The sequence below is a fragment of the Paenibacillus sambharensis genome (assembly GCF_003233845.1).
Taxonomy (GTDB): domain Bacteria; phylum Bacillota; class Bacilli; order Paenibacillales; family Paenibacillaceae; genus Paenibacillus_I; species Paenibacillus_I sambharensis.
In genome coordinates this window covers 176,530-191,145 of the sequence record NZ_QKRB01000006.1, presented here as the reverse complement: position 1 = coordinate 191,145, position 14,616 = coordinate 176,530, and the positions used below count along the sequence as shown (strand labels likewise).

At 51.7% G+C, this 14,616-nt stretch carries 14 protein-coding genes; all 14 read right to left on the bottom strand.

The annotated features are described in order from the left end of the window. Window positions 1-123 precede the first annotated feature (123 nt). Window positions 124-363 carry a carbon storage regulator CsrA gene (csrA, locus tag DNH61_RS00840; RefSeq protein WP_111144801.1) on the bottom strand — a complete coding sequence of 80 codons (240 nt, stop codon included), beginning with the start codon at window positions 361-363 and terminating at the stop codon, window positions 124-126. Beyond that, window positions 363-818, bottom strand: a complete 456-nt coding sequence (fliW, locus tag DNH61_RS00835) for a flagellar assembly protein FliW (protein WP_111144800.1) — start codon at window positions 816-818, stop codon at window positions 363-365. Before fliW ends, csrA begins: the two co-directional genes overlap by 1 nt. Before the next feature lie 167 nt (window positions 819-985). Next, window positions 986-1,543 carry a DUF6470 family protein gene (locus tag DNH61_RS00830; protein WP_245947834.1) on the bottom strand — a complete coding sequence of 186 codons (558 nt, stop codon included), beginning with the start codon at window positions 1,541-1,543 and terminating at the stop codon, window positions 986-988. A gap of 22 nt (window positions 1,544-1,565) precedes the next feature. Beyond that, window positions 1,566-2,483 carry a flagellar hook-associated protein FlgL gene (gene flgL / locus DNH61_RS00825; protein ID WP_111144798.1) on the bottom strand — a complete coding sequence of 306 codons (918 nt, stop codon included), beginning with the start codon at window positions 2,481-2,483 and terminating at the stop codon, window positions 1,566-1,568. 16 nt (window positions 2,484-2,499) lie between these two features. Further along, window positions 2,500-4,020 carry a flagellar hook-associated protein FlgK gene (gene flgK / locus DNH61_RS00820; RefSeq protein ID WP_111144797.1) on the bottom strand — a complete coding sequence of 507 codons (1,521 nt, stop codon included), beginning with the start codon at window positions 4,018-4,020 and terminating at the stop codon, window positions 2,500-2,502. A gap of 18 nt (window positions 4,021-4,038) precedes the next feature. Next, entirely contained in the window at window positions 4,039-4,536 is a 498-nt protein-coding gene (locus tag DNH61_RS00815) for a flagellar protein FlgN (RefSeq protein ID WP_111144796.1), read from the bottom strand. Between the two features lie 26 nt (window positions 4,537-4,562). Further along, window positions 4,563-4,829 (bottom strand): flagellar biosynthesis anti-sigma factor FlgM, encoded by a 267-nt coding sequence (gene flgM, locus DNH61_RS00810; protein ID WP_111144795.1) that lies wholly within the window; start codon window positions 4,827-4,829, stop codon window positions 4,563-4,565. Window positions 4,830-4,942: 113 nt separating this feature from the next. Further along, window positions 4,943-5,344: a TIGR03826 family flagellar region protein gene (locus DNH61_RS00805; RefSeq protein ID WP_111144794.1), complete on the bottom strand. Its 402-nt coding sequence runs from the start codon at window positions 5,342-5,344 to the stop codon at window positions 4,943-4,945. A 134-nt stretch (window positions 5,345-5,478) separates the two neighbouring features. Next, on the bottom strand, window positions 5,479-6,429 hold the full coding sequence (locus tag DNH61_RS00800; protein ID WP_111144793.1) for a ComF family protein: 951 nt from the start codon (window positions 6,427-6,429) through the stop codon (window positions 5,479-5,481). A 12-nt stretch (window positions 6,430-6,441) separates the two neighbouring features. Next, window positions 6,442-8,745 carry a helicase-related protein gene (locus DNH61_RS00795; protein ID WP_245947816.1) on the bottom strand — a complete coding sequence of 768 codons (2,304 nt, stop codon included), beginning with the start codon at window positions 8,743-8,745 and terminating at the stop codon, window positions 6,442-6,444. A gap of 282 nt (window positions 8,746-9,027) precedes the next feature. Next, the gene (locus DNH61_RS00790) at window positions 9,028-9,558 is read right to left on the bottom strand and encodes a hypothetical protein (protein WP_111144792.1); all 531 of its coding nucleotides are present in this window, start codon (window positions 9,556-9,558) and stop codon (window positions 9,028-9,030) included. 263 nt (window positions 9,559-9,821) lie between these two features. Beyond that, window positions 9,822-10,547, bottom strand: a complete 726-nt coding sequence (locus tag DNH61_RS00785) for a response regulator (protein ID WP_111144791.1) — start codon at window positions 10,545-10,547, stop codon at window positions 9,822-9,824. A gap of 6 nt (window positions 10,548-10,553) precedes the next feature. Beyond that, complete coding sequence (locus tag DNH61_RS00780; RefSeq protein WP_111144790.1) at window positions 10,554-11,714, bottom strand: sensor histidine kinase; 1,161 nt, start codon at window positions 11,712-11,714, stop codon at window positions 10,554-10,556. Window positions 11,715-11,787: 73 nt separating this feature from the next. Further along, complete coding sequence (locus tag DNH61_RS00775; RefSeq protein WP_111144789.1) at window positions 11,788-14,547, bottom strand: stalk domain-containing protein; 2,760 nt, start codon at window positions 14,545-14,547, stop codon at window positions 11,788-11,790. Window positions 14,548-14,616: the final 69 nt, after the last annotated feature.

The following is a 14,616-nucleotide window of genomic DNA, read 5'->3' as shown; positions in this document are numbered from 1 at the left end:
TGTAAAGTTCCTCCCTGAGTTTAACTAATTTCCACATCCTTGTGGGTTAACCGTGTCGGGTCGGCCGCCCTCAACCGGCTACAATTAATATATCGACGGTATATCACTTATAGTTTATAGCACTTACAAACTTTTTTTGTTTTTTTGAATTAATTTTTTAAACTGCTCACTGTTAATCTTAGAGGCAGCTGCTTCTTGATTCACCTCAGTTACAGAAGCTAGCAGTTCTTTACGGACAATCTGAACCTCTTTAGGAGCCGTTATCCCGATTTTGACGGTATCCCCTTCGACCTCTAACAGAACAACCTCTATATCATCACCAATGACAATCGACTGTCCTTTCTTTCGCGTAAGAACTAGCATTAAGGATTCCCTCCCTTAACCTCGTCTGTTTCTATTGGAAACAGGTTATGTCGTGTCGTGTAGTCTGTTTGAATTAAGATAACCTGTTTGCCCACTCGTTCCTCCATGTTTAACACTATCGGGGCAACTAAATTGGTTGTGGCATTACTCAGCTTGTCTCTAACTGTCACGATCGTGCGTACCAGCAATTGTTCAATTGACTCTGCTTTTAAATCCTTCACAGCTGTCTCCGGCAGCTCAAAGTCATATGCGGGAAAGAAAGCAAAGGGGTCAATAAGGAAGAAAGATAATTCAGGTCGCTCAACCGATTGCAGATAGGAAAAAGAGGCTTCGGTACTGTCCTGGATGACAACAAAAGATGATAACTCTTCAAAGCCGGGTATCCCGACCTCGAAATGAAAAATATCCTTCTCTTCAACAGTTATAACTCCAAACACATCGGTAATTAATTCCATTTAGACTCCTCCATAGTTAAGGTAGTATAATCGAATCCTATGCTTACAAGTTTGTTATATCTTACTATTATACCCTTCTGACTACATCATTCATTCTTCTAAACATTAAAACAGCTTTATAACTAAATAGAAGCTATAAACGTATTAAAACGCTTATAGCTTCTTAATTAAATCACTAAATCAATTTTGGGGGGAGTAATTGTGACTGAAGGATACTGTTCCATATAGATACTCACATTTCCCCGGTGGTAATTAATTTCAGGACGGGTTGTTTTAACGTTAATATCCGCCCCGCCTGTTTGGACCTGTACATTAAGCTGATTGGGAATATACTCAATACTTACATTATCGGAGCTTGCAGGTCCGTAGACCTCAATATCCGGCGCACCCTCGATAAAGGCATCCAGAGCCATATCAGCTATAGGGTTCCCTTTGATTCTTAGATCTCCCATTCGATTGCCCTCTTCGACAATCAGCTCAATATTCCGCTTCGCAACAGCTTTATACTGGGAGTAAATACGATCCCAGAATTCCTCGTATTTCCCGCCAGTCAGAGCGTTATGCGCTTCACTGCTATCAATGATTAACTCTCCGGGTTTGTTATTTGCTGTAATTACAGCTGGTTTTGTCTCAACCTGGAGAACGGGAGGCGTACTCTTTATCTCATAACGTCCCCGGGTCGTCTTGATGCCAAGCTTAGCATCCTGGGTAACAATCGACAGCATAGGAATCAAATCCCTGACCCCCTTATCTTAAGAAGTCGATCAGTGATGGAGATATAACTTTTGCGCCAACCGATAATGAGGCTTGATATATATTCTCGTTAACTTTAGACTTGATCAACAGTTCTTCAAAATCCGCATCTTCAACCTTTGACTGCAGCGCAGTAAGATTGATTTCAAGATCATTGAGACGATTTTGCATTAACTCGATTCGATTCACCCGAGCCCCTACTTCTGCCCTTGCATTCAAGACCTTACTCATACGAGATTCTATATTAGTAACTTCGGCTGCTACTGCATTATGATTCGTTGTTCCGAGTGCCGTAATCAAACGGTCCAATGTAGAAAAAATATTGTCTGTCGTTCCGGCAGCATCCGGATCACCAAAAACACTTGCTCCTGGTATATTTACTGTTAGCTTGACTCCCGCTCCTACTATATAATCCACTGGTTCTGTGTCTGACTGTACAGCCTTGGCATCAAAACCTGCCGAACTGACATCGTAAGGGATGCTGTCGAATTTTTGACCATTAAAGACGTATTTCCCATTCATTTTACTGTTGGCAACATCAATCAATTGAGATTTCAACTGCTCAATCTCTTTCTTGATATTCTCTAGGGCTTCAGCTGGATTGGTACCGTTAGAGCCCTGAACAGTCAATTCCTTAACCCTCTGTAAAACGTCCCCCGTCTGTGCAAGTACGGTGTCATTAAAATCAAGCCAGGATAGCGCCTGATCAACATTCTTCTGGTACTGTTCATTACCCGATAACTCTGTACGGTAACGAAGTGCATAAGTGATTCCGACTGGATCGTCTGAAGGTTTGTTGATTGTTCGTCCTGTTGTAACTTGGTTCTGAATGCTCTGCATTTGCGTCAGGTTGTTATTCAGGTTGCGGGTCAGCTGCATATGCATCATACCCGGCGTTACACGTAATGGCATCTAATATCCTCCGTTATTAACGACCGACTACACCGGTTCCGTTAATCAGTTTTTCAAGCATTTGGTCAAACGTGGTCATGATACGTGCTGCGGCAGAATATGCATGCTGGAACCGGATCAACTCGGACATTTCCTCATCTAGCGACACACCACTTACTGACTCCCGGTTCGAATTTACGAGATCAACTTGAGCCTTAGAGTTTGTCGCTTGCCGTTTTGCTTCTTGTGCCTGTACACCAAGAGAACCTACCATTGCATTATAATTATCCGATATTGTCGCAGATGATATGCTGCCGCCTATTGCTGTCTCGTCAAACTTGAATTTAACATCTCTCAGCTCTGCCATTAGCAGCGCGAGTGTGTTATTCCCTTTAACGGTCTCCCCGTTTTCTACACGGGCTGATGTAGCAATTTTATTAGAATCAGATACTATTTCTGGGTTAACCTGAATACTTGATGCCGTAATACCTGCTGCCCCGTTTTTAAAAGTGAAGAAATCAAGCCCTGCCTTAGCCGGGGATTCCAGTGTATATCCCAGCTTATGCAAGCCATTTATCCCGTTTACCGTAATAACACGCGGAGCAGTCAGCGGCGCTGCTTCACCCGGGATAGTCGATCCAGCCGGCATTGTTATTTCAAATTCGCCGTTTGCTAGTGTGTTAGCCAGTGTATCGAGCTGCTGCTGATACTCTTTTACATATATATCACGGGACACGATCATCCCGAATACTTCACCATTATTTAGTGCTCCTGATGTATACGCCGCTTCCAGCGAAGCTGCCGTCACCGGTGCAACATTTACACCTTGAACAAGCACTTGTCCGCCCATAGTGATGGTGTAGCCCTGCGCTCCTTCAGCAGCTTGGATGTTAACAATTTGTGATAGCTGATCGGTCAGCAAATCACGTTGGTCTCTAAGATCATTGGCATGATCACCAAGTCCTTCAATTCGATTAATTTCATTATTAAGCGAAGAGATCGTACTGAGCATCGTATTAATCTGTGTAGCTTTTACTTCAATATTGCTGGTAAGGTCAGCATTCAAATCTTGAAGCTGTTTGCTAACTTGATTAAAGGAGTCTGTGAGTGCAAGAGCATTTTCCCTTACAATTTTGCGGCCTGTAATATTCTCCGGATCCTTACTTAAATCTGACCAGGAATTCCAAAATTTATCCAACACACTGCGAATGCCAGTATCACTCGGTTCATTAACCACAGCTTCCAGCTTCTCCAGTGTATCGCTCTGTACACTCCAGCTGCCCAGATACTTGCTTTGGTTGCGGAACTGATCGTCGAGGAATGATATGCGTACCCGCTCGATGGATGTAAATTCAACACCCGTACCAAGCTGGCCCGCTGCCACAGAACGGCTCATGCCGTAGGCTTCAATCGGGCGTGCCGCGGCCATCTTGACGATCTGGCGGGAGTATCCTTCAGTATTGGCGTTGGCAATGTTGTGGCCAACGGTGTTAATGGCAGCCTGCTGCGTGAACAAGCTGCGCTTCGCTGTCTCCAGCGTATGAAACGTTGATCTCATGACAGGTCTTCCCCTCCTCTACGCTCTGGTGTCAAAAGCTCCGGCACGACCTGCGCCCGGCATTCCCTTCATCGGATGCTTGTACACAAGATCCTCTGTCGGGTCATCTACTACCAAATCTATCGAATAGTTAATAAAAGCAAGTGATTGTTCAATTAACTGCTGATTGAGTGAATTGTTGCGCTGCAGCTCCCCCAAAATGCTCGACAGCTGCTGCTGCTTGTCAATCAGCCGCTTCTTCTCTTCCGGATGATGGACGGATTGGACAAGCTCACGGAGCGTATTCATTCTGGATCGGTGCTTGATCTCGGCAAAGTACCAGTTCGTCTGCTGAATGCGAGCACGCTCCAATACTTCTGCCTGCGCGATAAGCTTCCGTTCCTTCTGAATGATGCCGTTAAGCTTATCCACCTCATTGTGGACCAGAACAGGGGTCTTTTCCTTCGCCGTCTCTAATAGTTGTTCGTATAACTCCGTCTGCTGCTCCAGCGTTTGCATAATGTCAGCCAAAGACATGTTCTCGTCCACCTGTCCTTCAAATGTTATTGTTTCAGGTACGGCAGGAGCTTCTCAGCGACCTTGCCGGCATCAACCTTATACGTGCCTGTCGCTACAGATTGCTTCAGCTTCTCGATCCGCTCTGCCTGCTGGGGATCATTGACCCGGCTGCTCGTAAGCAGCTGCTTGGCTTCTGCGGAGATTTGAACCTCATCCTTCTGCCGCTTCTTGTTTACTTGACCTGTACGATGATCCTGCTGCTTCTGATAGGAGTTCACAGCACCAATACGGTTCGTTTCATTGATCTTCATAGACGCCACCTCTTTTGTTTACAGCAATTAAAAAATCAACCGACATACCCTTTATAAAGGTAGTATCGGTTGTTTTGCAACAAAAATTTATAGATGGCAAGCAGATACCAAAATTAATCACGCAGTTTGTCAATGGAGTACGTACTATGGTGCCCTTGTTCAGTCGATCTTGACTGTTCAGCCTTCTGGACTTCCCGGAAGTCACGGCTGATTCTATGGCGGCATTCTCCGCAGATATTGCCTTCACGGATCGGCGTGCCGCAGGACTCACAAGCAAGTGACATATTCGGATGATTAAGAATCGAAATCCGGCCTTCCCGGATAAACCGGGTTATCTGCTTCATCGGAACTTCAGTCGCTTCGGACAGGTCATGAATGGTGCAACCCTTATTCTTCCTTAAATATTCGGCACACAACTCATACTGCTTATCAATCTCTTTTATACATACAGGACACATATCACGAAGATTTTTGGCGTACAGCTTACCGCAGCGCGGGCAATTTCCAAGGTTCATGCGCAGTCGCCCCTCCATTAATCCTTTATATTGCTTTTTCACGTTTGCTTGTCATTTTATTGTAACGGATATACGGAAAAAATGCGATATTTTTCGACGCTTCTCTGATAAAAATCTGTCGAAAATTGAGGAGTTTATGACCGGGACCACGTAAGCGAGTACACCTCACACGTTACCTTGCTGCGGTATTTCAATACCTCGGAGCAGGCCTCAATTGTACTTCCCGTTGTATAGATGTCATCTATTAGAAGAATACGGATTGGAGAGTTCAAGGGGCGGTTGTTAGACCGCTTGTCCTTGCGCTGCTTCCCGGAAGGATTCCATCGCTGCTGATACTGATACTCCCATGCTGTCCAGCCTGCCTCATCCGGAGCGAATAAGGACCTCATATCCGTCACCCGCTCCCTCCGGGACTTCAAGCTCTGCTTACCGCTGTGTCTCGTCCGTATAAGGAGCGGAAGAACGGGCAGGTGAAACTGGCTGCCTAGTGCAGCTGCAAGCCGCTCTGCCTGGTTAAAGCCGCGCTCCTGTGCGCGTTCGCTGCTTACTGGCACATATGTGACCATGTCCCAGGGTTCGCTGCCGCATGATACAAGATTGCTTCCAGCCTCTGCTGCCAGCCTGCTTAGCCCATAGTAAGGGAGATACAGCATTTCGGCGAGCAGCGGCTCCAGCTTCTCCAGGCCGCGGTATTTGTAGAGCGCCAGCCAGTCCCGCATGGCGGAATCATACTGCACGGCACTCCGGTTATACCGAAAAGCCGGACGGGAGCGTCTCTCGCAGTCCGGGCACGCAATCCCGCGGCCGCACGCCCTGCACTTGATCTCAGTTAGCCAAGGGATCAAAGCCAGACAGCCCGCACACAGCTTATTCGAAATGGACTGTCGGATATGGTTGACCGAACGCCTTTGCACTGGAAGCAGATCGCGGTACCAGCCGTTAAAGCTGTGCCCGGCTTCCATGCCGAGCCTACCGCCTGTATTCCGGCCGCACACCAGGCAGCTGCAGTTCTGCTCCTGAAGGAATCCCACCCCAGCCTGCAGTCCCTGAGCAGCCCATGACATAATACGATCTAACAGCAACATGCTCTTCCCCCTTTACTTGTGTATTGCCGCATCCAGATTGATGATATAGCCTTTGGCCGCCGCCATCCGGTTCATAATGCGGATATGCCGTACAGCCTGACGCTGCGCCCGGCTTGGGATCGAACTGCAGAAGTAAACGCGGCCTGCCGGATCATCCGCCGAGCGGCCGGCTCTGCCGGCCATCTGCACAAGCGCCGCCTCATCGAACAGCCGGCTGTCCGCGTCCAGTATGAAGACATCACTGCGGGGGATTGTGATCCCGCGTTCGAGAATTGTGGTGGTGACCAGCACGCGCAGCTCCCCGCTGCGAAACCGGTTCACCTTGTCCGCCCGTTCCTCATCCTTCGAAGAGGTAAAGCCAACTGCCGTTTCCGGCGGACAGACAGCGCCCAGCATGGCAGCAATGGGCTCGCACAGCTTAATCCGCTGAACGAAGACAAATACCTGCGCTCCCCTGGCGACGGAGGCGAGCAGGGCTTTCCTTAAGCTTGCAGGCAGCTGCTGCTGCCTGAGCAGCTCTGCAGCAGGCGGGACACGAAGCTGGACAGGCACCGGCAGGGGATGTCTATGGAAGCGGACCGGCACTCGCGCATGGCACAGTCTTCCTGAAGCGGCGGCACGCTGAAGCGGAGCGGGAGGAGTGGCAGAGAGCAGGATGCATCGGCCATCTGCCGCTGCTGCCTGTTCAGCAGCGTAGTGAAGCATTGGGTCGCCATGGTAAGGGTAGGCATCTAATTCATCAATAATGACAAGGTCAAATGCTCTGCGGAACCGCATCAGCTGATGGGTAGTTGCAAGCGTGACCGTGCCCCGCTCCCAGCGTTGCGGACTGCCTCCGTAGAGCGTTACAACGGACAGGTGAGGAAAGGCCTTTCTGATCCTGGGGTCCAGCTCAAGCACAACATCTCGCCGCGGTGTTGCGATTAACACCTGTCCGCCGCGGGCTGCTGCGGATTCCACAAGCGGGAAAATCATTTCGGTCTTGCCAGCGCCCGTTACCGCCCATAACAAAAATTGATGCTGGAAAGCATCCGTCTGTTTCCGCCACTGCAATAAGCGTCTTAACGATGAGAAGTATGCATGCGCAGATGAGCCGGGAGCAGCCAGGTCTGCCCTGCGTCTGTGGGTAGGTTCGGCTGAAAGATCAATTCGGACTTTAGTTACCGGCTGTTCAATGAATGCCAATGCGGCACCCGCAGCTTCAGCCTGAGCGGGACTGAGCTTCCAGCGGCTAAGACGGTCTTGGGCCTCTTGGGCTTCTGGGGGTTCTGAGGCAGATAGCTGCTGGGCGGGTGTGGAATCGTTCGGGCGATGGTTCCGCCTGTTCGGCGCCAGGGAATGCCAAAAGATGGGATGCTGCGCACCAAAGGCCCGCTGCCCGCTGCCGATGACCAGCAGCTCGCATTCGCGGCTGCGCCCCAGCAGGATGCAGGCCTCGCAGCAGGCGCACACCCGCCCGCAGGATGCGCAGGGCGTGCTGCGCATCTGCGCATCCCCGCTGCCGCAGCGCAGGCAGCGGAGGCGGCGCCGGGGGCGCGCCCCCGGCCATCGCCGGACTTCGTCACCGGCGATGGCGCTGCAGAGGCGCAGCCTGCCCAGCAGGGCCGCCAGTTGGAGCACCCCGCTCCAACCGGCGGCTGCCGGGCACTCGGCGCCCGCGGCGCCGAGCAGGGCGTGCGCTTCGCTGCCGAGCAGCGCACGCCCCTGCAGCGCAGCGGCGGCTGTCTGCGCCGCCGCTGCGAGCGCACGGGCCTCCTCCGCCATGGCGGAGGCCCTGTGCGCCCCGCCGGGTCCGCCCGCGCTGCCGGGGCGAACCCGGCAAACCCGGCCACCGCTGCTGCCCGGCGGCCGCAGCCCCAAGCCGCCCGCCTTGCGCAGCGGCTCACCCTCCCGTGTGCGTAAGGCAGTCAACCCAGCCTCCCGCACACTTCTCTCCAGTGCTTGCTCCGCGGTGAGCTCTGCGCCGCTGAACGGCTTTTTCCAAGGGGGCACACGCCCCCTCACAAACTGCCTCCAGTACCTCCCGCCTATTCGTAACTGTTGTCTCGCTCCACCTGTCCCTATCCTTCCCATTAACCGGTCATACCGCTCCGCCGCAGCGAGTGCGTCACCTAACGGCAGCGGCTCATCCCAGAAAATCAGCTCCTCCGCAGGGAACGGGCATAAGCTGCCCTCCTCATCTCTCCCTTGCGCAGCCCTCACCACCTGCTCCCTGAATAGAGCATCCGTCCAAAAACTCGCTGCTACGCCCATATCAATGGCCGCCTCTGCCTTCCATGCGTTCCCTTGGCGTACAGCGTATACGACTGCCTTCATTTCTCCACCTCCTGCAATTTTCTCTGTCCCTATGCTCACTCAGGCTCGTATTCACCTTCTTCCCATGCGGTTCTCAGCCTATTACCGGACTCGTTATCCGTCTGCCACCCGCCATGTCCCAACACAAAAAACACCCGAACAGCGCTTAACAAGCGCTATCCGGGTGTGCTTCACACGGTTGGTCCTAAATTATGCCGGCCAGCAGCATCAAGCTGCCGAACTGCTGCCTATATTATAAAATGTCCACAGCTATTAGACAAGCCGACTGCATCTCTTCCCCTGCTAGAGCGGGAGCTTGTTAAGCTCTGCCGGATTGCGCAGATCCACAACCACTGCATGCTCGGCCGCATGGATATAACCTTCAAGCTGCAGCTTCCACAGGAGCCGGGAAGGCTCCAGCTCATCCTTCTCTCTCCCCGAGAACGAATCGGCACCAGAGCTGTCCGTTCCCATGTGCGGACCCCAGTCATGTATGCGCTCCCATTTTCGCAGCCCGCTGACTTTCCCCTGCGCAGCTGTCTCTCCAGTGCGGCATACCGCCACTCCCCCATCCTGTCTCCGGAACCGCTTAACGATATCCATCGTCTCATCGGTAGTGTTGCAGTCCACAACCGTCACTTTAACCTCTGTACCGGAACGTAGCGAGAATCGGCGCAGCACTCTGAGATACCATTCAATTCTCGGTGCCTGGTTATTGGCCATCAATACGTAATGTCTTGCTCCCCGCTGTTTATTTCCGTTAACTGCTGTCCAATATATAGCAAGGCCCGCAAGCGTGTAGCAGCAGACAATTACTAAGAGGATATGAATCATCGCTCCCCGCCTCCTTCATGCCAACCTGTAATAATCGGGTATGGCTGTTGTACCAGATGCCACACTATATGCGTAACCCCGCCTACTGGTGACCATGAAGTAGGGACGGCCCTGTGTATGACGCACGGTATGCGTCCTGCGCAATCCTGTCCACAGATTTACCCACAAGTTATTCACATTATCCACAGAGCAGTGAGTAACCTGTGTACACAACAAAAAAGCAGCCCCCGCTGTAGGAGCTGCTTCCGAAGCCTATGATTGTATTATAACGTTACCCAGCCAAACTTGATCGAATTAATAACCGCCTGTGTACGGTCATCGACCTCCATCTTCTGCAGAATACTGCTGACATGGTTTTTGACTGTCTTCTCACTGATATACAGGTATTCACCAATCATCTTGTTGCTCTTGCCTTCCGCCATTAAGCGGAGCACTTCCGCCTCGCGGCGTGTAAGCGGGTTGTTGTCGCCAGCGACAAACTTAACCCCTGGCTCCTGCGTCGCGGCCGCCCCGGATACAACACCAATCTCATCGAGGTAGGTCATCCGGCGAAGCTGGTTAATCAGCTTGCCCGTCACCTTCGGATGAATGTAGGCATGCCCGTTGACGACCGAGCGGATCGCGTTAATGAGCGACTCGGCTTCCATATCCTTCAACAGGTACCCGGACGCGCCTTTGCGCAGCGTCTCGAATACATAGCTCTCATCGTCGTGAATGGAGAGAATGATCACTTTTATTTCGGGAAAAATATCGCGGAGCCGCTCGGTAGCCACAACCCCGTTCTCGATAGGCATGTTAATGTCCATCAGAACCACTTCAGGCTTGGTATGGTTACAGAACTCCAGAACCTGGATCCCATCCCCGCACTCTCCGATGACCTCAAGGTCATCCTCCATGTTTAAAATCCGTTTAAGGCCTTCCCGGAACAACTGATGATCGTCTGCAATCAACACTTTAATTTTCCGGTTGCCCGCGGGCTTCTGATCCATCGTCAATTACTCCTTTCTCTGTTCCGCATTTGTCGGAATATGAATCGAAATTTTCGTCCCCTGATTGATGGCGGATTCGATATGCATCCTCCCCTCCAGAAGCTCGACTCTCTCTCTCATGCCGATCAGGCCGAAATGAGTGCTATCCTTGGATCTTGCTTCCACTACATCAACATTGAAGCCCGAGCCGTTGTCCTGGATGAGAATCTTCACCATGTCAGTTTGGTACTTCACTTCTAGTCCTATAAAAGTAGGATTGGCATGCTTTAATGCATTCGTACAGGCCTCTTGTACTAACCGGTAGATAGCAGCCTCCATCGCGGAAGGCAGCCGGGTCTCTCGGCCAATGGTCTCAAACACGGTGCGGATTTGCGTCTTTTCCTCAAAATCCTGCATGTATTTGCGCAGAGTCGGGACGAGTCCCAGATCATCCAAGGCCATCGGTCGCAGATTGAACATAATTTTCCTTATTTCTTCCAGTCCGGACCGGACCTGTCCCTTTAAGTCTATTAATTCGTCCTGCACTAGCTTAAATTCCTGCTTGCCGAGCATTCTTTCTGCAATTTCCGTCCTAAGCACTATATTGGCAAGGGACTGTGCAGGACCATCATGAATCTCCCTGGCTATCCGTTTGCGCTCTTCTTCCTGAGCTAAAATGATTTTGAGGCCAAGCAGCTGGCGGTTCTTGGCTGATTCCAGAATACGGGTGACCTGATTCAGGTCGCCAGACAGGTACTCGAGCACTACGTTAATCTGGGAACCGATTGTTTCTGCGCGCTCAATAGAGAGCTCGACGTTCTTGACCCGTTTCTGCAGGTCATCACGCCGAGCCTTCAGATAAGCTTCCTTTTCCCTGTATACCATCAAATCCAGCTGCAGCTGAGTTGCTTTCTCATATGCGGATTTAATATCGGCTTCCTTATAACGGATGAAATCCTTGCTGACCTCAGTCAGACGAATCCGCGCACGGCGGTACTCCAGCTCCAGCCGGTCGACCTTCTCGATCGTATCGGCCGTCTCCTTCAATACCTCCTCGAGCTCCTGATTCAGCAGCAGAAGCTCCTCGCGCGCGGTTTCGCCTATCTCAAATATTTGGTACTTGCTGTCTTCCATCACCGTAATCGCATTCTTGATGACGCGATCAATATTGTATGTCCGGTCTTCCACGTGTTTTACGTCACCCTCCGGTTAAATTCACTAACCATTATCATACCATAAAACACGCACGGGATGCCCGGGATCATTGGATCGTTATTGTTTTAGTTGTTCCTTCCCATTTTACATTCATACCAAGCTGTTCCGACACCAGCCGAACTGGGACTAAAGTGCGGCCATCCCGGACGATCGGGGATTGATCCGCCTCATTACGCACACCATTTATGACAAAAGCCTTCTTGCCCAGCCACATATCCAGCAGCCGTTCGCCCCGGATTGCCGTTGCGCGCTTGGCTGCCTGGTCCCAGGCTACTTGTCCGCCCATTGTGTCTGCCACAAACCGGAGTGGCAGATAGGTCACACCTTTCAAGACCACAGGCGCCACATCAAGCTTAGCTTTCTCGCCATTCACAGTCGCCGACTTGCTGCCAAGCTTTAGAACGACTTTGGATGTGGATGGAGCTGCTGCTGCCGGGTACTGTACCTTAATATTATCAAATGCCAGCTCCCCGGACGGCTCCCGCTCATCCTGTCCCTCGGCAAGTGTAACAACATACAGATTCTTCAGCTTGACCGGGTATGCAATGCCCGAAGACGGGAGAGCAGCCTTCACGGTCTTCCAGCCTGTCCAGCTGATCGCATCGGCCAAGGTGACCAGATGCTCCTTGCCGCCTGCATCAACGAGCGTGGCACGCAGCCAGTTCCGCCCTGCATCTCCGTATACGTCCAGGCTGAAGCCGTTAGGCGAACCAGAGATCGGTATACCGCCACCGCTGCTGTTCAGCACCGCATAGGCCGCCTTAGTCTTGTTCTCCGTGCTGCCTTGGAAGTCATAGCTGAACTTCAATACTTTAGAAGTCTCACGGCCGCTGTAGCCTGCCACAAGCTGCACCGAACTCTTTACACCGGAAGGCGTAGCGCTGCCTGTAATGCCATAGCTGACCTTCTCGAAATCATCGAGCGTCTGCTCCGTCGTTCCTCCGGCCGACATCACCAGCACGGCTGAATAGCCGTCATAACGGGCGATTACGTAGCCTGCCTTCGTATCCGGCTTCACCGTATCGACTGTAAGGATGCCATCCTTCACGCTACCGGTAAAACCGATGAACTCCCACTTGAGCGATGCAGCCGGCACGATGTAGGCCTGACCATTTGCCAGTACTGCCGTTACAGGTACCTGGATTGAAGAGCCAGGGGCAAGGACAGTCGACGAAGCATTGATTGTCATCTTGTTAATCTTCGCTTCCCCTATCACTTCAATTGGAAGCTTGCTCGAGCCTGATCCTGATTTAACGGTTAAGTTCACCTCACCCGGCTTGATGCCCGTGACGGTTCCGTTATTCACTTTCGCCACTGCGGTCTGGTCAATACTCCAGGAGGCCGAAATGCCGGTCGGATCTACCGGGTTATAGTAAGTATCATAGGCTTTCACGCTGTAAGCTGCCTGCTCGCCGATGAAGAGCGTCTGTTTGCCGCTGGCCGTGATTCCCTTGACAGATCCCTTGGGCGCCAGCGTATAAATCCCGATGCCATTCACGACCGGACGCTGGTACGTCCCCCCGCTGTTATCTTCCGTCGGATGCGACAGCTTGATATTGAATTCTCCAAGCGGCCGGTCGATCATCGTTGTGGATCCTCCGCCATCGAGATTGACACCCTTCCAGACACCCAGCTTCACCATCACAGACTGGAGCTCCGACAATGTCATTCCCTTACTGCTGCCAAAATCTTCGGCCGTAATCAGGTATACCTTCTTCCCATCCCTGGAGTATCCAGCTGCCGTTCTGGCCCGGTCCGAGTTCGGACTGATCCCGCTCACACTTCGTGAATAGGAGGCTGCCTTTCCTTCGTTAACTAGAATAGTATGCCCGCCCACCATAAATTGAAAGGCTGAATCCGCATAGCTCTTGCCCGTCGTCATCGACTTCAGCTGGTAGTCACTCTGCACAGGCGATCCAACCGTCAGATTCTCGCGTACAAACTTGGCCGCCGTTCCATGTGCCCGGAGGATGTACCCATCCGCGGGGGCATTGGCCGCAAGCGATGCGTTCTCTGCTATCTGTGTAACGATCCCGTTCTGAACCAGCACCTCCGTTGGCGAAGTGGCGCTAAGTGCTGTATTCGGACGCTGAGCCGCCGTCCAATTGCTCGTATAGATATATAAGGCATTGGCATGACTATAAGCATTGTCAGGGGCCATTCGGTAAGATGATTCATTAATACCCGTCAGCGGAAAAGCGGCTCCGTTCGCAGCTGTAACCGTGCCCTCAAATGTAAATTGATCCACCATCGGCACCTTGTCTGCTGTTACAGCAAACATATACATGCCTTCAATTCGCTTTGGACTTTTCACAATCTTCCCGCTCGTAATCTGAGCACCGAAAGGCACAGCCTCCGAGCTTCCCGTATCAAAGAAATCCGCATTAATGCCAGCCACCGCTCCGGTCTCCTTGGCCATCTTCATGACCGTAGCTTTGCCCGGAAGGCCGCTGCTGTTCCCGTTCATTGCATTCAGCTGGACATACGGATTCGTAAGATCTACCTCGATCACGTGAATATTTGCTGTATCTGTCTCACCGCTGCGTATAGAGGTCCACTTATAGTCCTTGCGTATCGCACCGGATGTGATGATATTTTCCGCCAGTAGCTTTAACTGCTCGCTCTCCACAGCAGCCACAGCGGTGCCGCCCAGCGCAGCTCCTGTTCCGGGCAAGATGCCCGAAGCGCCCGGCTGAACCAGCAACGCACTCCCGAGTGCTAGTACAAGCAGTGTCTTCGCCGCCTTCTTGCGCTTCGCTGGCCGCTGTGGTCCGTTCCCGCTGCTGTGATGCTCCAATCTATGCATAACTGTTACATCGCTCCCATTCTAAAAGTCTATTAGTAATAGACTCCTGGAAGGAAGGAAAAGTTACGC